The 20,510-nt window shown below is 72.5% G+C and carries 20 protein-coding genes; 13 read left to right on the forward strand and 7 right to left on the reverse strand.

Going from position 1 to position 20,510, the window contains the following annotated elements; all coding sequences use genetic code 11:
• The first annotated feature begins 142 nt into the window (after window positions 1-142).
• Both ACGF3C_RS01670 and mycP read left to right on the forward strand, forming a co-directional pair.
• The gene (locus ACGF3C_RS01670) at window positions 143-478 is read left to right on the forward strand and encodes a MarR family winged helix-turn-helix transcriptional regulator (RefSeq protein WP_355005000.1); all 336 of its coding nucleotides are present in this window, start codon (window positions 143-145) and stop codon (window positions 476-478) included.
• Between the two features lie 50 nt (window positions 479-528).
• Window positions 529-1,758 (forward strand): type VII secretion-associated serine protease mycosin, encoded by a 1,230-nt coding sequence (gene mycP / locus ACGF3C_RS01675; RefSeq protein ID WP_393217757.1) that lies wholly within the window; start codon window positions 529-531, stop codon window positions 1,756-1,758.
• 96 nt (window positions 1,759-1,854) lie between these two features.
• On the opposite strand, the gene ACGF3C_RS01680 is transcribed toward mycP, so the two are convergent.
• From ACGF3C_RS01680 to eccCa, 3 genes are all read right to left on the reverse strand, one after another.
• Window positions 1,855-2,133: a WXG100 family type VII secretion target gene (locus ACGF3C_RS01680; protein WP_030329555.1), complete on the reverse strand. Its 279-nt coding sequence runs from the start codon at window positions 2,131-2,133 to the stop codon at window positions 1,855-1,857.
• Window positions 2,134-2,158: 25 nt separating this feature from the next.
• Window positions 2,159-2,467 (reverse strand): WXG100 family type VII secretion target, encoded by a 309-nt coding sequence (locus tag ACGF3C_RS01685; protein WP_030329557.1) that lies wholly within the window; start codon window positions 2,465-2,467, stop codon window positions 2,159-2,161.
• A 205-nt stretch (window positions 2,468-2,672) separates the two neighbouring features.
• Complete coding sequence (gene eccCa / locus ACGF3C_RS01690) at window positions 2,673-6,638, reverse strand: type VII secretion protein EccCa (protein WP_357224406.1); 3,966 nt, start codon at window positions 6,636-6,638, stop codon at window positions 2,673-2,675.
• A gap of 166 nt (window positions 6,639-6,804) precedes the next feature.
• Here eccCa and eccD point away from each other — a divergent pair, with 166 nt between their 5' ends.
• A complete protein-coding gene (eccD, locus tag ACGF3C_RS01695; RefSeq protein WP_393217761.1) occupies window positions 6,805-8,202 on the forward strand; it encodes a type VII secretion integral membrane protein EccD in 1,398 nt (465 codons plus the stop codon).
• 19 nt (window positions 8,203-8,221) lie between these two features.
• On the opposite strand, the gene ACGF3C_RS01700 is transcribed toward eccD, so the two are convergent.
• A complete protein-coding gene (locus ACGF3C_RS01700; RefSeq protein ID WP_393217763.1) occupies window positions 8,222-9,409 on the reverse strand; it encodes a type VII secretion protein EccE in 1,188 nt (395 codons plus the stop codon).
• Between the two features lie 163 nt (window positions 9,410-9,572).
• On the opposite strand from ACGF3C_RS01700, the gene eccB reads away from it, so the two are divergent.
• The 8 genes from eccB (at window position 9,573) to ACGF3C_RS01740 (ending at window position 16,150) form a co-directional block, all read left to right on the forward strand.
• On the forward strand, window positions 9,573-11,180 hold the full coding sequence (gene eccB, locus ACGF3C_RS01705; protein WP_393217765.1) for a type VII secretion protein EccB: 1,608 nt from the start codon (window positions 9,573-9,575) through the stop codon (window positions 11,178-11,180).
• A gap of 46 nt (window positions 11,181-11,226) precedes the next feature.
• Window positions 11,227-11,637, forward strand: a complete 411-nt coding sequence (locus ACGF3C_RS01710; protein WP_355004994.1) for a hypothetical protein — start codon at window positions 11,227-11,229, stop codon at window positions 11,635-11,637.
• Window positions 11,630-12,925: a WXG100 family type VII secretion target gene (locus ACGF3C_RS01715; protein WP_393217767.1), complete on the forward strand. Its 1,296-nt coding sequence runs from the start codon at window positions 11,630-11,632 to the stop codon at window positions 12,923-12,925. Before ACGF3C_RS01710 ends, ACGF3C_RS01715 begins: the two co-directional genes overlap by 8 nt.
• Window positions 12,926-13,191: 266 nt before the next feature.
• Complete coding sequence (locus ACGF3C_RS01720; RefSeq protein ID WP_393217769.1) at window positions 13,192-13,491, forward strand: hypothetical protein; 300 nt, start codon at window positions 13,192-13,194, stop codon at window positions 13,489-13,491.
• A gap of 157 nt (window positions 13,492-13,648) precedes the next feature.
• Window positions 13,649-14,467: a hypothetical protein gene (locus tag ACGF3C_RS01725; protein ID WP_393217771.1), complete on the forward strand. Its 819-nt coding sequence runs from the start codon at window positions 13,649-13,651 to the stop codon at window positions 14,465-14,467.
• A gap of 33 nt (window positions 14,468-14,500) precedes the next feature.
• On the forward strand, window positions 14,501-14,842 hold the full coding sequence (locus tag ACGF3C_RS01730) for a YkvA family protein (protein ID WP_357200030.1): 342 nt from the start codon (window positions 14,501-14,503) through the stop codon (window positions 14,840-14,842).
• 31 nt (window positions 14,843-14,873) lie between these two features.
• Window positions 14,874-15,281: a TIGR03618 family F420-dependent PPOX class oxidoreductase gene (locus tag ACGF3C_RS01735; protein WP_357227584.1), complete on the forward strand. Its 408-nt coding sequence runs from the start codon at window positions 14,874-14,876 to the stop codon at window positions 15,279-15,281.
• A 224-nt stretch (window positions 15,282-15,505) separates the two neighbouring features.
• Entirely contained in the window at window positions 15,506-16,150 is a 645-nt protein-coding gene (locus tag ACGF3C_RS01740) for a C39 family peptidase (protein WP_393217774.1), read from the forward strand.
• An 11-nt stretch (window positions 16,151-16,161) separates the two neighbouring features.
• Here the strand turns inward: ACGF3C_RS01740 and ACGF3C_RS01745 are convergent, their stop codons facing one another.
• A complete protein-coding gene (locus ACGF3C_RS01745; RefSeq protein ID WP_393217776.1) occupies window positions 16,162-17,553 on the reverse strand; it encodes an aromatic acid exporter family protein in 1,392 nt (463 codons plus the stop codon).
• Between the two features lie 97 nt (window positions 17,554-17,650).
• Here ACGF3C_RS01745 and ACGF3C_RS01750 point away from each other — a divergent pair, with 97 nt between their 5' ends.
• Window positions 17,651-18,250, forward strand: a complete 600-nt coding sequence (locus ACGF3C_RS01750) for a hemerythrin domain-containing protein (protein WP_393217778.1) — start codon at window positions 17,651-17,653, stop codon at window positions 18,248-18,250.
• Window positions 18,251-18,317: 67 nt separating this feature from the next.
• On the opposite strand, the gene ACGF3C_RS01755 is transcribed toward ACGF3C_RS01750, so the two are convergent.
• The gene (locus ACGF3C_RS01755; protein WP_091395189.1) at window positions 18,318-18,500 is read right to left on the reverse strand and encodes an antitoxin; all 183 of its coding nucleotides are present in this window, start codon (window positions 18,498-18,500) and stop codon (window positions 18,318-18,320) included.
• A 201-nt stretch (window positions 18,501-18,701) separates the two neighbouring features.
• Here ACGF3C_RS01755 and ACGF3C_RS01760 point away from each other — a divergent pair, with 201 nt between their 5' ends.
• Window positions 18,702-19,802: an AI-2E family transporter gene (locus ACGF3C_RS01760; protein ID WP_357200046.1), complete on the forward strand. Its 1,101-nt coding sequence runs from the start codon at window positions 18,702-18,704 to the stop codon at window positions 19,800-19,802.
• Between the two features lie 3 nt (window positions 19,803-19,805).
• Here ACGF3C_RS01760 and ACGF3C_RS01765 read toward each other — a convergent pair whose 3' ends face one another.
• Window positions 19,806-20,456: a dienelactone hydrolase family protein gene (locus ACGF3C_RS01765; RefSeq protein WP_393217781.1), complete on the reverse strand. Its 651-nt coding sequence runs from the start codon at window positions 20,454-20,456 to the stop codon at window positions 19,806-19,808.
• Between the last annotated feature and the right edge of the window lie 54 nt (window positions 20,457-20,510).

The raw sequence follows: 20,510 nt of genomic DNA on the forward strand, positions 1-20,510 counted from the left end.
TCACCTCCGCGCCTCTCGCCCGCGCTCTCCCCCCCCCCCGCCCCCGCCCCCCCCCCCCCCCGGCCCCCCCCGGGGGGGGGGGGGGGGGCGCCGGACCAGACTCTCGCGAGGGCAGACGGACATCCGAAAGGGCGGTCACACGATGGCGAGCACGGTGACAGGCGACACCGGCAGTGGGCGGAACTGGACGTTCCTCACCAATCACGGGCACGTCCTGCTGGCCATCGCCCGCGATCCGACCGCCCGGCTGCGTGACGTCGCAGCCGAGGTCGGGGTGACCGAACGGGCCGCGCAGGCGATCGTCGCCGACCTGGAGGCGGACGGTTACCTGCACCGCACCCGGGTCGGACGACGCAACGAATACACCCTCAACCCGGCCGGCCGGTTCCGCCACCCAGCCGAGGCCGACCGGCAGGTCGGCGACCTGCTCGCGCTGTTCGCCGACGCGTCCACAGCGAAGGCGGAGCCCCGGGCCTGACCCCGGTCACCGGGGCCGCTGACCAACGGTCACGGCGGTAACCTTTGCGGGTGCGCGAATGCCCGTCGTTGAGCGCGACCCCGTCCCGCCGTGCCCTCCGCGGCGTCCTCAGTGGAACGCTGGCGGTCCTGCTCGGCGCCGGCCTGGTGGCACCCTCCCCCGCGAGCGCCGCGCCGCCCCTCTGCGGTCCCACCGGCACCGACAGCCTGACCCAGATGCCGTGGGCGCTCCGCCGGCTGGAGCCGTCCTCGGCGTGGCCGCTGTCCCGGGGCGCCGGGATCACGGTGGCCGTGATCGACTCCGGAGTCTCCGCCGCCCACCCGCTCCTCAAGGGGCAGGTGCTCGAGGGTCGCGACTTCAACGGCCTGCCGGCCCGCCAGGGCCAGTGCGACGAGGCCGGGCACGGCACGCTGATCGCGGGCATCATCGCTGGCCGGGAGGGCACCGTCGTCCCCTTCAGCGGCATCGCCCCGGCCGCCCGCATCCTGCCGATCCGGGTGCTGCCGCAACTCGGCGCGGTCAACAACCCGCAACTCCCCGCGCAGATCGCCGCGGCCATCGACTGGGCGGTCCAGCAGGGCGCCGACGTGATCAACCTGTCCCTGACCACGGTTCCCCGCCCCGAACTGACGGCGGCCGTCGAGCGCGCGCTGGCCAAAGGGGTGGTGCTGGTCGCCGCCGCGGGCAACCGGTCGGAAGATTCGCAGAATTTGCCGGGTTACCCGGCCGCCTACCCCGGGGTGATAGCGGTCGGCGGGGTGGACGAGCAGGGCGGCCACGTCGGCACCTCAATCAGCGGCGACTACGTCGACATCGCCGCTCCCGGGATGAACATCGTCGGGCCGGCACCCGGAAACAGCGGCTACCGCACCGTGCCGGAGGGCGGCACCAGCTACGCCGCCGCGTACGTGTCGGGAGCGGCCGCGCTGGTCCGGGCCGCCTACCCCGGTCTCGACCCGCAGCAGGTAGCGGATCGGCTGAAGCGCACCGCGGACAACCCACCCGAGGGTCAGAACGCCGACATCGGGCACGGGATGGTCAACCCGTACCGGGCGGTGTCGAGCCTGCTCGGCACCCGGGCGAACCCGCCGGCCGGCGCGCTCCCGGCGCCCGCCGTGCGGGACGACCCGCTGAGCTGGCAGCGCCCCACAGCGATCTGGGCTGCGGTCATCGGCGGGCTACTCGCCGGGCTGCTGCTGCTCGCGCGACCGATCATGACCCTGGGCCGCCGGCGCGACTGGCGCCCCGGCCGACGCAACGACGCACCAAGCGCCGGCTGAGCTGGGCACCGCAGCCCGACGCCGACGCCCGCCAACGCCAGACACAAAGCGGCTCCGGGCCGGGCGAACCGGACCGGAGCCGCTTGTGCGAATGCCTCAGCTCCACACCTTGGAGTTGCTCATCTCCGTGGTGAGGTAGTTTTCGCGGGCGATGCCCACGGCACCGCCGATCTCGTTCAGGATCCGGTTGATGTCCCGGACCGCCGCGTCCCACTTCGCCTGGTGCTGCTCGTAGGCAACCCGGTCCTCGCCGTCCCAGTGCAGCTTGGTCAACATCGACCGCAGCGTGTCGAGCTTTTCCTCGAGGGTCTTCGAGATGGCCTGCATCTGCTGGTTGCTGCTCTCGAGGACCGCATAGTCAACTTTGATCGTCACGATTTCCTCCTCTGCCGGCTACGGATCACGGGTTGAGAGCAGAGTGGAACTTGTCCAGCATCTGCTGCTGCTCTTCGTCGTTGACCTGGTGCGTCGTACCCGACTTGTCGAGCAGGTCAGCGATGCTGTCCATCGCCGTCAGCAGTTTGACGGTGTCCTCGTTCCAGCGCGTCATCAGCGACTGGAAGCCCGTGGACGCCTGACCCTTCCACGCGATGGCCAGGTCGTCGACCACGTTCCACAGCTTCTTCAGCTCGCCGTCGACCTCGCTGCGCGTGGACCGCACGTCACTCGCGGCGGTATGCAGAGTCGCAGCTTCGACCTCGAACGCCATGCTTCACACCCTTCCGTCTGTTGTGGTGGCGGCTTCGCCGCACCCCTCCCCCGCGGCAAGGCAGCAACACCCCACCGACGGACACTCCAGTGAAGACCGTAGCGGAACGTGTCCAGCCCTCGCAGCCCTGACCGGCGACGTTCGATGGATGGTGGTGAATCGGACCGGAACGGCCCACCAGCCCCTACCGAACGAACGACAGCGCTCAGACCGGCTCAGACCAGGCCGTCTGAATCAGCTGCTGGCCGTCGCGACGGCGAACCAGGGTGCCCCGACCAGCCGGTTGCGGGCTCGGCCGCAACGTGCCGAAGACCGCGCCCTCCTCCCGGTTGCCGGACATCAGCAGGCCCGGCGAGTCCAACTCGCGCAGCCGTTGCAGCACCGGCTCGTACAGCGCCCTGGACACACCACCGACGCGGCGCGTGACGATCAGGTGCAGACCGATGTCGCGGGCCTGCGGCAACAACTCCTGGAGGGCGCTCAGTGGGTTGCTGCCGCCCGATGCCACCAGGTCGTAGTCGTCCACCAGGATGTAGAGATCCGGACCCTTCCACCAGCTCCGATCACGCAGCTGGGCGGTGGTCACGTCCGGGCCGGGCAGCCGGTTGGACAGCGCGCTGCGGATCGACCCCAGCCCCTGGGCGAACGCCTGGTTCGACGGGGCGTAGTCGAGCAGGTGGTCACCCTCAACCGCCCCCAGCAGGCCACGCCGGTAGTCGGCGATCACCAGCCGGGCCTGCGCCGGCGTATACCGCTCGGTGATCCCCCGGGCGATCAGGCGCAGCAGGTTGGTCTTGCCGCACTCCGCGTCGCCGAAGACCGTCAGGTGCGGCTCGTTGGTCAGGTCCAGGTAGACCGGCGCGAGTGCCGACTCGTTGACGCCGATCGGGAGACCGGGCGCCGAGCGGTCGATGATCCGGGCCAGCTCCGTCACCGGCAGCCGGCGCGGCAGCAACCGCACCTTCGGCGCCGGACGCCCCGGCCAGTTCGCCGCCACGTGCCCGGCCAGGGACAGTGAGGCCTCGCTCAGATCATCGATGTCGCGACGGCCGTCGATCCGCGAGATCGCGGTGAGGAAATGCAGCTTGTCCCGGGTCAGGCCACGACCGGGCGACTTCTCCGGCACGTTGTTCGCCGCCCGACGGTCGATCTCGGACTCCGACGCGTCACCGAGGCGCAGCTCCAACTTGGTGCCGAGCAGATCCCGCATGTTGATCCGGATCTCCGCCCACCGCACGGCGGTGAGCACCACGTGCACACCGAAGCCGAGGCCCCGGTTGGCCAACGTGGTGATGGTCTGCTCCAGCTCCTCGTACTCCTGACGCAGGGTGTTCCACCCGTCCACCACCAGGAACACGTCGCCGAACGGGTCGTCGGCGAACTCGCCGGCGGCACGACGACGGCGGTAACTCGCCACCGAGTCGATGCCGTGCTGGGCGAAACGACCCTCCCGATCGTCCAGGACGGCGACCACCTCGGCCACCGTCCGGCGGACCGCCTCGACGTCGCGCCGACCCGCCACCCCGGCCACGTGCGGCAGCCGCTCCATGCTGCGCAGCGCACCCCCACCGAAGTCCAGGCAGAAGAACTGCACCTCCCGCGGCGTGTGCGTGAGCGCCAACGAGGCCAGCAGCGTACGCAGCATCGTGCTCTTGCCACTCAGCGACCGACCGACGATGACCACGTTGCCGCCGGCCCCGGCCAGCTCGACCATCATCGGATCCCGACGCTGCTCGTAAGGGCGGTCCACCACGCCGACAGGCACTGTCAGTCGCCCGCGCCCGGGCCAGGAGGCGGTGCACAACCCGTAGGTCGGGTCCACCGCCAGCGGACCGAGCAGCTCGCCCAGACCCGGCGGGTCGGCCAACGGCGGCAACCACACCTGGTGCGCCGGGCGGCCCCGCCCCTTGAGCTGGTCGATCAGCACGTCGAGCATCGCCACGGCCTTGCCGTCGGCCGGCTGCTCCGCCTCCGGAGCGGTGGTCACCGGCACCTGCGGGACCTGCACTGGCACGAAGTCGAGACCGTAGGGCACGATCCGGCGCTGCACCAGCGCCTGCGAGGCGGAGGCCTGCTGCCCCGGCGCCCGGTACGCCCCGGACACGTACGCGGCCCGGAACCGCAGCATGGTGCTGGTGTCCGTCTTCAGGTAGCCGTGGCCCGGCGCGTTCGGCAGCTCGTAGGCGTCCGGGACGCCGAGCACGATCCGGCTCTCCACAGCGGAGAAGGTCCGCAGACCGATCCGGTACGACAGGTGCGTGTCGAGGCCCCGCAGCTTGCCCTCTTCGAGGCGCTGGCTGGCCAGCAGCAGGTGCACGCCGAGGGACCGACCCAGCCGGCCGATCATCACGAACAGGTCGATGAAGTCCGGTTTGGCGGCGAGCAGTTCACTGAACTCGTCACAGATGATCAACAAGCTGGGCATCGGCGCCAGCGGTTCACCGGCCGAGCGCGCCTTCTCGTACTCGAAGCGGGAGACGTAGTTGCCGGCGGCCCGCAGCAACTCCTGGCGGCGCACCATCTCACCGGCGAGCGCGTCGCGCATCCGGTCGACGAGCGGCAGCTCGTCGGCCAGGTTGGTGATCACCGCGCTGGTGTGCGGCAGCGCCTCCAGCGAGGCGAAGGTCGCGCCGCCCTTGAAGTCCACCAGGACGAAGTTCAGTTCCTCCGACGAGTGGGTCACCGCCAACGCGGCCACCACCGTACGCAGCAGCTCGCTCTTGCCGGAGCCGGTCGCACCGATCACCAGACCGTGCGGGCCCATGCCCTCGTGCGCCGACTCCTTGAAGTCGAGCTCGACCACGTTGCCGTCCGGGCCGACACCGAGCGGGATGCGCAGCCGGTCGCGGTGCCCACGCGGGCGCCAGGTGTTCTGCACGTCCACCGCCGCGGCGTCACCGACGCCGAGCAGGTCCGGCAGCTCGGTGCTGCGGGCCAGCGGCTCGTCGCCGCCGGTCTGCTGCTGGGAGAGCCGGAAGGGGGCGATCTGTCGGGCCAACCCCTCGGCGGCCTCCGCGCTGAGTCGGTCGGGACGACCCAGCGTCGACGACGAAGTGCCCCGGACCAGGTCGAGTGAGCCTCCGTCGTTCACGTCGAGGCAGAGCAGCCAGCGGCCGGCGTCGCGCGGCACCGTCCCGGAGAGGTCGATCACGGTGGTCCCGAGCAGACCCGGGCCGACCAGCTGGCAGGTCGGCGAGATCTCCCCGCCGTCGATCACCACGACCAGGTGCGGGGCGGTGGTCAGCGGCTTGGCCTCCGGCGCGAACCGGGGCCGCCCGGCCAGCTCGGCGGCGAGCGAGGCTTCGGCCTCGGCCAGGCTGGCGAAGACCAGCCGGCGCGCGCCCGCGGCGTCCGTCCGGCCGCTGTGGTGGGCGTGTGGCAGCCACTTCACCCAGTCCCAGGACGACTGCCGGTCGGGTGCGGCGACCACAGCGACCACCAGGTCGTCCGGTGCGTGGAAGGTGGTCAGCTGCCCCAGCGCCGCCCGGGTCAGGTCGAGCACCGGCTCGCGGTCGCCGCGCAGCACCACCCGGCTGAACGCGCGCACCGACAGTGCCGTCGGCAGTTCGGGCACCGTGGAGTGTGCCCGGACGAACCGGCGGAGCGCGATGGCGCTCATCGGCTCCAGGTCCTCCACCGGCTTCGTCTCCGGTGGGACGATCTCCACGGCGAGCCGCTGCGGGCCGAGGGCGATCCGGGTCTCACCGAAGTCGTCCTCGGTGATCCGCCGCTCCCAGAGTCGCCGGGACGCGGCGATCGACCAGAGCGCGTCGGGCTCCGGGTGCCGCCAGGCCATCGCGGCCCGCTGCTGCTCGGCGGCACGCCGGGTGCGCTTGCGCATCTGCGCCAGGTAGCGCATGTAGTCACGGCGATCGGCGTTCAGCTCCGCCTTGTCCTTGCCGCCGCTGTTGGCCAACGAGCCGATCGCCATGCCGAGCATCGAGACACCGAACAGACCACCGGCGACATAGGTCATCATGCCGCCGCCCTTGCCGGCGTAGAGGAACGCCATGGCGCCGACACCGCAGAACATCGGCAGGATCATGAGCAGCTGCCCCATCCCGCGGGGTGTCGGCTCGGGCAGCTCAGGAGGCGACTCCAGCAGCACCTCCCCGCGCGGCAGGGCCGGCCCCGGCTGACGCGGGAGCCGGCGGAACACCACAGTGCTCACGGCTGTCTCCTCCCCAGAAGCGGCCCTGATGTCGTGCGGCCCGCGGAACACCGCCCGCGGGTGGGCATCGTACGTGCCGTCATCGTAGGTAATCTGCCGTGTGCGCGGTGGACCCGGACCGCGGCATCCCAGCCAGCCGATCACAGACGCACACCTGGAGGCCACTGTGGCGACGAAGACGGCGACCGGCGGTCTCAGCCGGATCACCATCGTGGCCCCGCGTACCCGGATGGACCTGGCGCTGCCGTCGGACGTGCCGTTGGCCGACCTGCTTCCCACGCTGCTGCGCTACGCCGGTGAGGACATGGCCGACGAGGGCGCGCGGCACGGCGGCTGGGCACTGTCCCGGTTGGGCGGCGCGCCCCTCGACGGTGGTCGTACCGCGGCGCAGCTCAGCGTCCGGGACGGTGAGGTGCTCTACTTCAATCCCCGGTCCGACGCCGCGCCGGAGATCGTCTTCGACGACGTGGTGGACGCGGTCGCCACCGCGACCAACCAGCGCCCAGGCGCCTGGCAGGTCAGCGCGACCCGCTCCTTCGCCGTGGTCTTCGCGGCGGCGGCGCTCGGCGCCGGCGCGCTCGCCGCCCTCTTCGCCGGTCCGCCGCACCTGCCTGGCGCGCTGGCCGCGCTGCTGGTCGGGGTGGCGCTGCTGGTGGGCGCGGCGGTGCTGTCCAGGGCCGCCGGTGACAGCGGCATCGGCGCGGTGCTGGCCCTGGTCGGCCTGGTGCACGCGGCCACCGGTGGCCTGCTGCTGCTGGCCGGTGATCGGGCACTGACCGACCTGGCCAGTCCGCATGTCCTGCTCGCGGCGACCGCCGCGGTGGTGGCCGGCGCGGTGGCGGTGCTGGCGGTCGGCGACCGGTACCCTCTCTTCTTCGCCGCGATCGGGGTCGCGGCCGCGACCGGCCTGGGCGCCGTGCTCTGCCTGGCCCTCGACCTCGACGCGGCGGCCTCCGCCGCGGTGGTCGCCGCGGTCGCGTTCGGCGTGGTGCCGGCGCTGCCGATGATGGCCTACCGGCTGGCCCGGCTGCCGGTGCCGTCGATCCCGACCGGTCCGGAGGACCTGAAGACCGACAGCGAGTCGGTGGACGGCCGGCAGGTGCTCCAGCAGAGTGAGCGCGCCGACGCGTTCCTGACCGGCCTGCTGTGGACGGTGTCGCTGCTGGTGCTGGGCGCGCAACTCGTGCTGGCCCTGGACGGGCGCCTGCCCGCGGTGCTGCTCTGCCTGGTGCTGGCCCTGCTGGCACTGCTGCGGGCCCGCCCCCTCCTGGGCCGGGCGCAGCGCACCCCGGTGCTGCTGGCCGGCACCGTGGGTCTGGGCCTGGCCGCCGCGACCACCTTCGCCGGTGGGTCGCTGCCGGTCCGGCTCGGCGTGATCCTGGGCGGTCTGGTACTCGCCGCGGTGATCAGCCTGATCTACGGTCTGACCGTCGCCGGCAAGCGCATCTCGCCGGTCTGGGGCCGCCTGCTCGACATCGCCGAGATCCTGCTCATCGTCTCGCTGGTGCCGCTCGCCTTCTGGGTCTGCGGCCTCTACGGCTGGATCGTCAACCTCCGCCCCTGACCGCTCGCCCCCGCACCAGTCAGCGCGACCGCAGATCGGTGGCGACGCCCAGCGCCGACGCGACCGGAGCGGTGGCGTAGACCCCCGGGCCGTGCTGACCGTCCATCGGCCGGGTGGACGCGCCCACCCGGCCGGCGACGTCGCGAACCACCTTGACCAGGGCCTCGACGTGGTTGTCCATCGCCGCGACCCGCAGCAGCGGTGCCGCCACCCGACCGTCCGACGAGACGGTCACGGCCACCGTGTGCGACGGCGCCGAGGTCGCGGTGATCGCGTCCACCAGCGGACCGAGCGGCGCGTCGAAGCGGCCCGGCAGAGCCATGCAACGGTGCGTCCAGCCGCCGCCGCGCAACCCACGCCAACTCTCGGCCGGCGCCTCGGGCACCAGGTCGAGGCCGGCGGCCGAGACGATGGCCGCACGTAGCTCCTCCCGGCCCAGTGGGCGATGTGCCAGCCCCGCCGAGGTCAGCGCCTTGCCGAGCCGGCCGATGCCGGCCGCCACCGTCCGGTGTACGCCGGTCAACCCGCCGCCCCGGCTCACCGCCTCGACCCGGGCGTCCCGGACGGTGAGCCGCACCGCCACCCAGACGGTCCGGTGAGCAGCCGGCGGCGCGCCGGGTGCCGGGTACCAGACCAACGTGTGCGCGACGACCTGGGCCCGGGAGACCGGGGCGCTGAAGTCCGCGAGCACCCGCAGCGCGCGGTCCACGGCGGCGGCGTCGACCGAGCCGACCGCCGCACCGGTGGCGGACTGCAGGGCGACGGCGGCGAACCAGCCCTGGTCGTCGCGCCCGATGCCGAGCCGGGTGCCTCGGTCGGTCAACTCGATGACGCTCAGCTCGGGAGCGAGCGCAGCCAACCTCGGGTCGGTCGCCGTGCCGCTGGCCAGCGCTGCCGACGCCCGCTCACCACGTCGCCGCAGACGCCGGCGCAGCAGCAGGTCCTCGAACCACCAGCGGCCACCCCGGCGGGCGAAGGCGGCCAGGAGGACCAGCAGCGAAGCGACACCCGCCGCGGCGAGCACCCAGCTGGGTCCGGCCGTGGCGGCCCAGACGCCGACCACGCAAAGCTCCAGCACGACGAGCTGCCCGACCAGCACGGGGCCGACCCGCCCACGGCCGGGCCGCTCGGCCGGGGGCGCCGGCCGGGTCGGAACGTCGACAGGGTCCGTGACCGCTCGGACGGGTGGCGCCTGAACCTGCGTCATCGCTGACTGTCCCTCCTGCACGGTACGACTCTGCGCCGGGTCTTCTCCGGTGCCGGCCACGAGCGGTGGTCCCAAGGAACCACAGTCGGCCCCTTATCGTAGGGAAGCCCGCGACGGCACCCCGACCCTGATCGTCGCGGATCCACCCCGCCGGAGGTAAGTCATGCGGACCCGCCGCGATCAGGTGCAGGCGTACCGCTTCGTCACCCGCCGCATCGTCTCCGCCTTGCTGTCGGGCGATCCGGAGACCACCAACCTGCCGATGCGACGTCTCGGCATGGCCGTCTTCGGCAGTGTCCTCACCGCGGCCATCGTGCTGGGCGGGGTCGGGGCCTACGGCCAGTTGACCGGTGGCGCGGCACCGCTGGACGACCAGACCCTGGTCATCGAACGGGAAACCGGCGCGACGTACGTGTTCATCGAGGGCAAGCTGCACCCGACGCTGAACTACACCTCGGCACGGCTCATCGTGAACGATGCGAGTGCCCAGGTGCGGACGATGTCCCAGGCGTCGCTGCGGGACCGGCCCCGCGGCGTCACCGTCGGCATCGTCGGGGCGCCGGACGCCCTGCCGGACCGCAAGTCGCTGACCGGCCTGCCCTGGTCGGTCTGCGACGTGCCTGACCCGGTCGACCGGCAGCGCTCCAGCACCCGGCTGGTGATCGACCGGGCGCTGCCCGGCGGCACGCCGCTGGGTGACCGGGCGGTGCTGGTCTCGGTGAACGACCAGCGGTACCTGGTCACCAACAACACCCGACTCCAGCTGCTCGATCCGTCCCGCACGATCACGGCGCTGCGGATGGCCGGCACCGAGCGACTCCAGGTCGGACAGCAGCTGCTCAACGCCGTGCCGGCCGGGCCACCGCTGCGCCGGCCGTCACTGCCCGGCGAGGGTCAGCCCAGCAGTCGCACTGTGGCAGGGCAGACGTACGACGTCGGTTCGGTGTTCAAGGCCGCCGGGCGGCACTACGTGCTGACCCGGGACGCTCTCGTCTCGATCAGTGAGATCACCGCTCTGCTGCTCGTCAGCAACGGCGGTCGGATCACCGACATCACCCCGAACCAGGCCAGCGAGGCGTTCGAGGAGCGGCGGATCGAGGAGGAGGGGGTGCCGGCGACGATGCCCGCCCTCTACCCGGCCCAGCCCGGTCAGACCACGCTGTGCGCGACGTACCGCAAGGGCAGCGCGGGCGGCCCGCCGACCACCACCCTGGAGGTCTTCGACCGGGTGCCGACCGAGTTGACCGACAGCGATCCGGGCCTGGTGCCGGTGCGCCAGACCAGGCGCGACGCGGTACGCACCGCTGAGGCGGTGCTGCTGCCCGGCGGCAAGGGTGTCATCGCGCAGGCCTCGCCCGGTTCCGGGACCAGCGGTTCCGGTGCCGCCGGGTCGACGATCTACCTGATCAGCCCGCAGGGCATCCGGTATCCGCTCGCTTCGGCGGAGACCCTCGACGTGCTCGGTTACGGCGGGATCACCCCGCTGGCGGTGCCCGGCTCCCTGCTCGCACTGATCCCGACCGGGCCGACGCTGGACCGCGAGGACGCGTTCGCCGTCTTCGCTGCCGACGGCCCGGCACCGACCGCACCGCCGTCGACCGCGCCGCCGTCGACCGCGCCGAGGTCGGGCTCGCCGTCAGCGGCACCGCCGTCGGGTACGCCGTCCGCCGCGCCACCGTCGGGGTCGACATCGTCGAGTCCAGCCGGTGGCACCCCGTCGAGCGGTGGGACCGGCGGGGGGTCCACGGAATCGACCGACGCCGACGGCTGAGCAGCTTCGACGGGTCGCCCGGAGTCGCACTGGTGGACTAACCTGGATGCCGCTGACGGTTGTCAACCAGAACGACGGGGATGTTGCCATGGCCGGGCGTACGGAAGTCGACCTGTTGTCCCTTGAGGACTTCCACGAGCACCTGGCGTCGCGGTTGAGCCAGGCCGAGTCGGTGCTGCGCAAGCTCAACACCGAGATGCAGTGCCGTCCTCCGGCCCTGGGCTCGTTCTTCGATGCCACCGACAAGGCGCGTCGCTACAGCGAGGTCCACCAGTCCTATGTCGACCAGGCCGAACGGATCCGGCAGGCGGTGCTGGCGGCACAGCAGGCGACGAGCACGATCTTGAACAACTACCGCACCGCCGAGGCACGTAACGCGGCGAACGCCGACGATGTCACCGCCGCGCTGACCCCGGTCGACCGGGCGTTGCAGCCGAAGGAGGACGGGCGTGTCTGACTACACCCAGCGCTACCAGGGCAACAGCCACCAGCAGCTGTACGACGGCCTGATGGCGGGCAAGCCGGAGCAGATCGAGGGCGTGGCCACCCAGTGGGCCGAGCTCAAGGGCATCCTCGACGGTCTCGGCCGGGAGCTGAGCGGCGACCTCGACAAGCTCGCCAACACCTGGACGGGTTCGGCGGGTCAGGAGTTCCACCGGCGACTCAGCTTCATCGTCGCCCACACTGACGCGCTGGGCGAGGGGATGGCCGGCATCAGGCAGGGGTTGACCATGATGGCCGACCATCTGCGCGACGCCCACAAGCAGGCTGAGAGCCCGGAGGAGACCGACGACAACGACAAGGCGATCGGCGGTGCGATCAAGGGTGGCGCGGTCTTCGGTCTGACCGGTCTGATCGTCGGGGGCATCGCGGGTCACCAGCAGGACAAGGCCGAGCAGGAGAAGGCCCACCAGCGGATGGTGAACCTGGTCGCCGGCCTGGCCAACAGTTACGAAATCTCCGCCTACGACCGGGTGGTCGAACCGCCCCCACCGGATCCGGACACGCCGACCACCGCCCGGAAGGACCCGACGACGCCGCAGAGCGTCTCGGCGATCGCCCGGGTGAGCGGCGGCCCCCACACCGGCGCCGACACCGGGCGCAAGGGTGACGCGACCATCTCGACGCCCGACCATGTCGCCCAACTGCCGGGCGACGGTTCGACGCCGGGCGAGGTCGGCGCGGTCACCGGCGGCGGGGCGGCTGTCGTCACCGTTCCGACCGGCGCTGGCAGCGACCTCCCAGGCGCCGGCACGTCCCTCGCCGGAGCCGACCCGCTTCTCGGCGGCGCGCTGCTCGGCGGGGGTGCCGCCGGGCTGGTCGGGCTGTCCGGGCCGGCCGGCGCGCCCACCGCGGCGAGCACCGGTCCCGGCCTGCTCTACGGGGCGCAGGGCGGGGCACCGGCCGGCGGGGTGTTGCGCAGCGGCGCGCTCGCCGGCTCGGGCAGCGCGGCCCCCACCTCGGCTCGACCGACCGGCGGTGGCGCGGCCCCGGCGGAGACCCGCGCCGCCAACGGGGTCGGGCGCAGCATCGACGGCCAGCGTGGTGGCAGCGGCGGCCGTCCGGCCATGACCGGTGGCAACGCCCGGCCGGGGTCCGGCGGCGGTCGTCCCGGCGTGCTCGGCGGGCAGGGGCGTGCGCAGGACGACGACTCCGACGAGCGGCTGACCTGGCTGACCGAGGACGAGATGGTGTGGCAGGGCGACGAGAAGGCCGCGCCCCCGGTGCTCGGCACCGGCGACTGACCACGGCCCACCGTCGGCCGGCACGCACCACCGGCGGTGCGCCCCCGACGATTGACGGTGCCCCCGATCGGACCCGATCCGGTCGGGGGCGTTGCCGTTCCCGGGCCCTGATCGGCGGTGTCCACAGTGCGCATGGTGGTGGCGGTCACGCCCGCGCCGCCCATCGCCGTGCTGCGGTTGGCCGGAACGGGCGATAGGTTGGTCGGGTGTCGTCCGCAGCGTCCGTCCGCCCAGCCAGGTGGGCTGTGCTGCGGTCACTGCGGGAAATGACCCGCCTGGCGGTCACCGCGCTGGTCCTCGCGGTCGGCCTCGGTGCCGCTCTCGCCGCGACCCCACCGCCCACCCCCACGCAGCTGCGGCCCAGCGCCGTGAGCAGCCGGGTGGCGAGTGTCAGCCCTGACGCCGGCCCGGCCGACGAGCGAACCGGCCAGCCCGCTGAAGCCCCGTCGGCTGGCACGCTCGACACCGCCACGGCGACCGGTCCGGTCGCGGCGGGCCCGGTGCACGTCCCGGCCGCCGATCCCGGCCGTGGCTCCCCCGCACGACGCGGCCCACCCGCCCGCTGAGCCAGGCCCGGCGATCCCCGGGGCCCGATCCCGGCTGATCCTCCCGCACGGCACCCGAGTTCGCCGTCCACGGATCATCCCGCCACCGGGCCGACCGGTGCTGCCGCGCCTTCCTGCCGCCCGTCGATACCCGCCTTCGACCGCGAGGTGCTGTTACATGCAAATCATCCTCTCCGCCGTCCTGCCCGACCTCTCCCGGGCCGCCGTCATCTGGCTGAGCCTGCTCGGGGTGGTAGCCGTCGCTGTCTCCGCTCTCCTGCTGCGACCCGGTCGACTCCGCTTCGACCCGGGTTCCCGGATCCGGCGCGCCGCAATGCCGAGCCAACTTGAGCAGGCCCAGGAGGAGCGGGAGCAGAGCCGCTACGCGCAGGAGGTCGCGGTGGCCGCCGAGCGGGCGACCACCACGGTGCAGCGCCGCCGCACGGAGTGGGTTGCCGCGCAGGAGGCGGTCGAAGCGGCCTGGCTGGCGTACGAGGCGGCCGAGGCTGGCGTACGGCGGTTCGACGCGGCGGCCGCCATGCCGCTGCCGCACACCGCACGGACCCCCGCCGAGTACGCGGACCGCGAGCGCTACCTGCACCGGGCGGCGCTGGACGCGTACTGGCGGCGGGACCTGTCGGTGGAGCAGCTCAGCGACGTCTTCGCGCACCGCGACGGCTGGGACCCGCGACTGCACCCGGTCGAGCAGGAGCTGGTGCTCCAGCGGGCGATCCGGGACAACCTGGCGGCCCGGCACGCCGCAGCCCGCGAGCGGGAGCAGAGCGCGTGGCGGGCGGCGGAAATGGCGGTTGCCGCGGCTCGCAGTTTGCGCGAGGAGGCGCACGCCGCGAGCGGGCGACGGGTCGCCGAGTCCGCGTCGGTGCTGCCCCTGAGCGAGGTTGCCCGACCGGTGGGCGCGCAGCCCCGGGAGAACGTCGAGCAGACCCGGGAGAACAAGGTGACCGCTCGCGGCCGTGCGACGGTGCCCGCGTTCTGAGCCGCGCGGGCTCGGGTGGGTTAGCGTGACGGCATGTCCCGACAGGCGTGGGTCCTCGTGGTGATCGCCAGCATCCTGGCGCTCGCCACACTGGTCGGTGCCGTGGTGCTGGCGGTGCGGGTGGTGCGTACCCGGCGGATGCTGACCGGGCTGGGCGCGGGCGGCAAGGTCGCCTTCTACGGGGCACTGATCTACACGGTCTTCCCGGTCGACGTGCTGCCGGACCCGATCTACCTGGATGACATGGGGGTCCTGGCCGCCGCGCTGATCTACCTGACCCGGCTGGTGCACCAACGTCGGGCGGCAGGTCGCCAGCTGCCCGGTCAGCCGGACGCCCCGCCGGATCGGGGCCAGGTGCGCCGCCGCGTGCCATGATCGGGGTCGGTTCGGCGGACAGGGGACGGGCATGGCGGGCGATCATCGGTTGGACGTGCACGATGAGCGGGTTGTCGCCTTCTGCGCCGAACGACACCTGGCGACGCTGACCACCCTGCGGGCGGACGGTACCCCGCACGTCGTACCGGTCGGGGTGACGCTCGACCCGGCGGCCGGCCTGGCCCGGGTCATCACCTCCGGCGCCTCCCGCAAAGCCCGTCAGGTGGCGTCTGCCGGGGCGGCGGGCACGGCGGTGGCCGTATGCCACGTGGATGGCCGCCGCTGGTTGACCATCGAGGGCCGCGCGGTGCTGCGGTCGGATCCGGCCGCCGTGGCGGAGGCGGAGCGGCGGTACGCCGAGCGGTATCGGACACCACGCCCGAATCCGGAGCGGGTGGTCATCGAGATCACCGTGACCAGGTTGTTGGGCAGCCTCTGAGCTGACCGTCTGTCCCCGATGACCGGTTCGGGTCGGGCAGGGACGCCGTGCGGGTCCCGGTGCCCTCAGCCGGCGGAATTCTCCGTGGAGCAGAGCCGTTACGCCCTCGGTACGCCCAGGGCCGAGACCACAGATGGTCGGCCCCCGTGTTGCGCCGAGCGCCATTCCCGGTGCTGCCGTCCTCCGCTTGTCGGAGCCGACAACCCCCGAACGGAGACTCGACCATGAACCCGATCGTCCAGAAGAGCGGCCTGTCCGTCGTCGGCCTGCTCGTCGCCGGCGGCTGCGCCCTCGGCCCGGCGGTGGCCGCGCAGGCCGCGCCGGCACCCGCCGCTCCGGCTTCGTCGAGCCAGACCGACAGGCACGCCGAGCGGGTCCTCGGCGTCGACTACCAGGCCCAGCCGAACTTCTACTACTGCGGCCCGGCCGCGACCAGGATCGCGTTGTCCGCCCAGGGCAAGGCGCTCTCGCAAGACGAGGTGGCCCGGCTGCTCGGCACCACCGAGGCGGGCACCCCCTCGGCCCTGGACACCACCCGGGTGCTCAACGAACTGACCGGCGGCAAGTACCGGACCACCGAGATCCGTGATTCGGTGGCCCGCCCCGACCAGGTCGAGCAGCTGCGCCGTGACGTGCTGACCGCGGTGGACGCCGGCCGCCCGGTGGTGGCCAACATCAAGGGCACGACGGTGGACACCGACGGCAACCCGCACTCGTACGAGGGTGGCCACTACCTGACCCTCGTCGGCTACCGCGACGGTGGTGACACGATCCGGGTCGCCGACCCGGCCGACCCGGCGTTGGGCGAGTACTGGATGAGCCTGCCGAAGGTCGCCAACTGGATCGCCGAGCGCGGCTACTCCTCCTGATCCGGAACGCTTCACCGGGCCGGCCTCTCCCGTGCGGGGAGGCCGGCCCGGCCGTTGTCACGGGTGCGGTTGGCGAGGTGCGCGCGGCGGCGGGCTCGGGCGGCTCGCGTCGGTGGGGCCCGGTGCAGTTCTCGGCGGAGTGGCGGGTGGATCTCCGCCTCGCCGGCTCCGGCCGCTCGGCGCACGATCCGGTTGGCGTCCTCCGGTTCGGAACCCGCTGCCCGGAGCAGATCGCTGGCCGCGGTACGCAGCCCGGTGACGAGGGATTCTCCGAACGACCTGACCCCGGTCGCCGATGCCCGCCCGGCCAACTCGGCGCACTGCTCGACCAGTCGACGGGTGCGCTGGGTGTCCTCGCCGACCTTGCACTCCGCACGCATCGCCGCCACTGCCTGACCCAGTCGGCCCATCGCGTCCGGCAGCTCCGGTGGGATCGGCTCGTCGTACTGCAACGCGGTGGTCGACCAGCGGGCCATGGCGCGAGTGTCCAGCAGCAACCGCTCCAGGTGGCCCGCGCTGCGAGCGTAACGGTGGTACTGCTGCCGGCGGTGCCAGCGCACCGGGGCGATCGTCACCACCTCTTCGGCGCCGCTGAGCGCATCGTGCAACCGGCCCAGGTCGTCCTCGGTGCTGCGAAGCCGGTCGAGAACGCCCATGGTCCGGGCGACGTCGCGCTCGCGCATGGCCTGCGCCAGCTCGCCGAGTTGCTCGCAGAGGATCGCGAAAATCGGTGCCGCGGCCCGGTCCAACACCCGCATCGGGTTGATCGGCAACAACAGCGCGACCACCACCAGGCCGACCGCCCCACCGACGAGCGCGTCGAAGATGCGGGGCACCTCCAGGCCGCGTTGCATCGGGGCCAGCGTGGCGATCAGCACGGCGGTACCGCCGGCCTGGCCGACGAGCGGACCGCCCTTGCCAGCCACCAGCAACGCGCTGGCGATGGCAAGCGCGACCACCACGCCGGTCTGCCACGGGCCCGAGCCGAGCAGGAATCGCAGCGTGTCGCCGATGATGATGCCCAGGGCCACGCCGCCCAACAGCTCGAAGGTGCGCCGTGCCCGCTGCCCGATGGCGGTGGCGATCGTACCGACGGCGGCGGCCGGGGCGAAGACGTGCGATCCCTGGCCGAGCAGATTCTTGGCGAGCAGGGCGGCGATGGCCGCGGCCAGCCCGGCCTGGATGGAGATCACCAGAGTGACCTCCCACTGCCGGGCCCGGATCCGGCCGGCCTGCCCGCCCCGGTGCCGCACCCGCCGGACCGTCCGCTGGGCGGTCTCATCGAGCCGCGACTGATCGCGGTCGGCGGGTGGGCGGTCGTCGGCCATGGCGGCGGTTACCCCGGCGGCGGCACGGCAATCGTGACGGCCGGGCACCACCGCCACCGGAGGTACCACGGACACCGTCGTACGCATCGTCAACCGTGGGTTTGTGCAGCCCCGTGGGGGTACCAGAGCCACACACCTCCCACCGATCCGCAACCGGTAAGGGGCCGTGACAATGACCAATCCACCGAACACCGACGACCACGACGCTGTCGACATCCTGGTCTCCGATCATCGTGCGATCGAGGCGGTCCTCGTCGAGTTGGCGACCCGGCAGGGCACTGCCGAGCACCGCCGACACCTCGCCGACGTGGTGATCGCCGAACTCGTCCGCCACTCGGTGGCCGAGGAGGCCTACGTGTATCCGATCGCCCGAAAGGTGCTGCCCGACGGCAACGAGATCGCCGACCGGGAGATCGCTGAGCACGCCGACGCCGAGCGGACCATGAAGGAGCTGGAGTCAACCGACCCGTCCGACCCCCGCTTCGACGAACTGCTCGCCCACCTGACCAGCACCGTCCGACACCACGTGGCGGAAGAGGAGAAGGAGCTCTTTCCGCGGCTGCGCGCGGCGACGGCCCGGGAGGAGCTGGTCGAGATCGCCGCCCGGGTGACGGTGATCAAGGAGATCGGGCCGACCCGGCCGCACCCGGGGAGCCCAGAGCACCCACCGGCGAACAAGCTGCTCGCCCCCGGCATCGGCCTGGTCGACCGGTTGCGTGACGCGTTGAGCGGCCGGCCGACCACGATGGACGAGCTACGCGACAAGCGCTGACCCGTATCGTCCGGACCCGGCACTCCCGGGTCGCCGAGGCTCGGCGACCCGGGAGAAGCGCGGCGGGTCAGCGGACCTGATCGCCCTCGCCGGTGCGCGCCTGGGCCTGGTCGACGCCCTTGTCGATCTGATCGCCGTACTTGCCGCCGGTGCGCTTGTCGGCCATGTCGCCGGCCTTCTCCGCACCCTGGTCGACCTGCTTGTCATGCTTGTCCGCGAAGTCCTTGGCCTTGTCCATGAAGTCACCCATGGCGTTCCTCCTCAATCCGGTCCGTCCCCTTCGCGTTCCCTTGGCCGGACCACGCAAACGCCGCGGCTCCGGACGTGATCGGCGAACACCCACCGGCGTCACTCCGGCCGACGTACGATCCGCGCGGGCAACGGCCAGCGATTCGGGTGTCGGGGCACGACCGACCGGGTACCGACCTCGTCGACATCGAGGAGGACCGACATGGCCGCAGAGGTACCCGGACCGACAGGCGGCCCCGGGCCGCGCCAGACCTGGGCGGCGCTGCCGTGGCTGGTCCGGACCGCTGTGTTGTGGAGCGCCTGCCTGGTGGTGATCGCCGCGGGGCTGTACCTGCTCGGCCGGATCGCCGTCCTGTTGGCGCCGCTGGCCATCGCGCTGGCCGCCACCATCTTCCTCACCGCGCTGCTGGATCCGGTCCTGCTGCTGCTGCGCCGGTTGCGCCTGCCGGCGGCGCTGGCCGCGCTCTGCACCGTACTGCTGCTGCTCGGCATCCTGGTCGGCGTCGGCGCGCTGGTGTGGAACCTGACCGCCAGCCAGTTCGATCAGCTCAGCCAGGAGTTGACGCAGGGGGTCGAACGCAGCCGGGACTTCGTGACGTCCACCCTGCCGGTCAGCGAGGCACAGCTGGACCGGCTGGTCGACCAGGCCCGGGAGGGGCTCAGCGGCAGCTCACCCGACCCGGTGGCCGGCGCCCGGACCGCCACCGAGGTGTTCGGCTCCGCGCTGCTGGCTCTGGTGCTGCTCTTCTTCCTGCTCAAGGACGGCCGGTCCATGTGGCACTGGGTGCTGTCCCGGGCGTCCGGCCCGAACCAACCCGTGCTGGCCGAGGCCGGCCGCAACGGTTGGCAGACGTTGGGCGCGTACAGCCGGGGCACCATGTTCATCGCCGCGATCGACGCGCTGGGCATCGGGCTGGCTCTCGTGGTGCTGCGGGTGCCCCTCGCCCTGCCGCTGGCGTTGATCACGTTCCTCGGCGGTTTCGTGCCGATCATCGGGGCGACGGTGGCCGGCGCGGTGGCGGTGCTGGTGGCGCTGGCAGCCAACGGGCCGACCACAGCGCTGCTCACCCTCGCGGCGGTGATCGCCGTGCAGCAGATCGAGGGCAACCTGCTGGAGCCGCTGGTCATGAAGCGACAGGTCCGACTGCATCCGGCGGTGATCCTGGTGGCGGTCACCGCCGGCACGCTGATCGCGGGCATCGCTGGGGCCTTCGTCAGCGTCCCGATCACCGCCGTCCTCTGGCGCGTCATCGACACCGTCCAACAGCGCCGCTCGACCTCGGCTCTCCTGCCCTCGGAGTGATCATCACCGAACGAGGTGCGTGGTGAACCAGGTGCCAGCCTGATCGGCGACCTGCTCAAGGGTGCCGGGCTCCTCGAAGAGATGGGTGGCGCCGGGGATCACCCGCAACTCGCCGACCTCCCCCAACTCGGCCAGCGCCCGCTCGTTGAGCGTGATCACCTCTTCGTCCAGCCCGCCAACCAGGAGCAACGTCGGGGTACGCACCTGGGCCAGCGCGTTACCGGCCAGGTCCGGCCGACCACCCCGGCTGACCACTGCGGCCACCCGATCGGCGCGGGACGACGCCGCGACCAGGGCAGCGGCAGCACCTGTGCTGGCCCCGAACAGGCCGATCGGCGCATCGCCGGCAGGACGCTCGACGGCCAGCCAGTCGACGATCCCGGCCAGCCGGCTGGCCAGCAGCCCGATGTCGAAGCGCAGTTCGGCCGTTCGCGCGTCCACCTCGTCCTCGGCCGGGGTGAGCAGGTCCGCCAGCACCGTACCGAGCCCACGGTCGTTCAGCGTCCGGGCCACCGCCACATTGCGCGGGCTGTGCCGGGAACTGCCGCTGCCATGCGCGAACAGCACCACGCCGACCGGCTGGGCGGGCAGCGTCAGGTCCGCGGGGAGTTGAGCGTCCCCGACCGGAATGGTCACGCTGCGCTGCTCATCCATGCCCCACCTCCGCGTACTCGACGGTGTCCCGGGTACCCCGCCCGCCGCCGGGCA

The organism is Micromonospora sp. NPDC047762 (assembly GCF_043204655.1).
Lineage (GTDB): Bacteria > Actinomycetota > Actinomycetes > Mycobacteriales > Micromonosporaceae > Micromonospora.

Coding starts and splice junctions, on each gene's coding strand:
- ACGF3C_RS01760 (WP_357200046.1), top strand. CDS start 18,702: ATGGCCGCAGAGGTACCCGGACCGACAGGCGGCCCCGGGCCGCGCCAG.
- ACGF3C_RS01740 (WP_393217774.1), top strand. CDS start 15,506: ATGAACCCGATCGTCCAGAAGAGCGGCCTGTCCGTCGTCGGCCTGCTC.
- ACGF3C_RS01750 (WP_393217778.1), top strand. CDS start 17,651: ATGACCAATCCACCGAACACCGACGACCACGACGCTGTCGACATCCTG.
- ACGF3C_RS01730 (WP_357200030.1), top strand. CDS start 14,501: ATGTCCCGACAGGCGTGGGTCCTCGTGGTGATCGCCAGCATCCTGGCG.
- ACGF3C_RS01710 (WP_355004994.1), top strand. CDS start 11,227: ATGCCGCTGACGGTTGTCAACCAGAACGACGGGGATGTTGCCATGGCC.
- ACGF3C_RS01735 (WP_357227584.1), top strand. CDS start 14,874: ATGGCGGGCGATCATCGGTTGGACGTGCACGATGAGCGGGTTGTCGCC.
- ACGF3C_RS01700 (WP_393217763.1), bottom strand. CDS start 9,409: ATGACGCAGGTTCAGGCGCCACCCGTCCGAGCGGTCACGGACCCTGTC.
- ACGF3C_RS01755 (WP_091395189.1), bottom strand. CDS start 18,500: ATGGGTGACTTCATGGACAAGGCCAAGGACTTCGCGGACAAGCATGAC.
- ACGF3C_RS01670 (WP_355005000.1), top strand. CDS start 143: ATGGCGAGCACGGTGACAGGCGACACCGGCAGTGGGCGGAACTGGACG.
- ACGF3C_RS01765 (WP_393217781.1), bottom strand. CDS start 20,456: ATGGATGAGCAGCGCAGCGTGACCATTCCGGTCGGGGACGCTCAACTC.
- ACGF3C_RS01685 (WP_030329557.1), bottom strand. CDS start 2,467: ATGGCGTTCGAGGTCGAAGCTGCGACTCTGCATACCGCCGCGAGTGAC.
- ACGF3C_RS01725 (WP_393217771.1), top strand. CDS start 13,649: ATGCAAATCATCCTCTCCGCCGTCCTGCCCGACCTCTCCCGGGCCGCC.
- ACGF3C_RS01720 (WP_393217769.1), top strand. CDS start 13,192: ATGACCCGCCTGGCGGTCACCGCGCTGGTCCTCGCGGTCGGCCTCGGT.
- eccB (WP_393217765.1), top strand. CDS start 9,573: ATGCGGACCCGCCGCGATCAGGTGCAGGCGTACCGCTTCGTCACCCGC.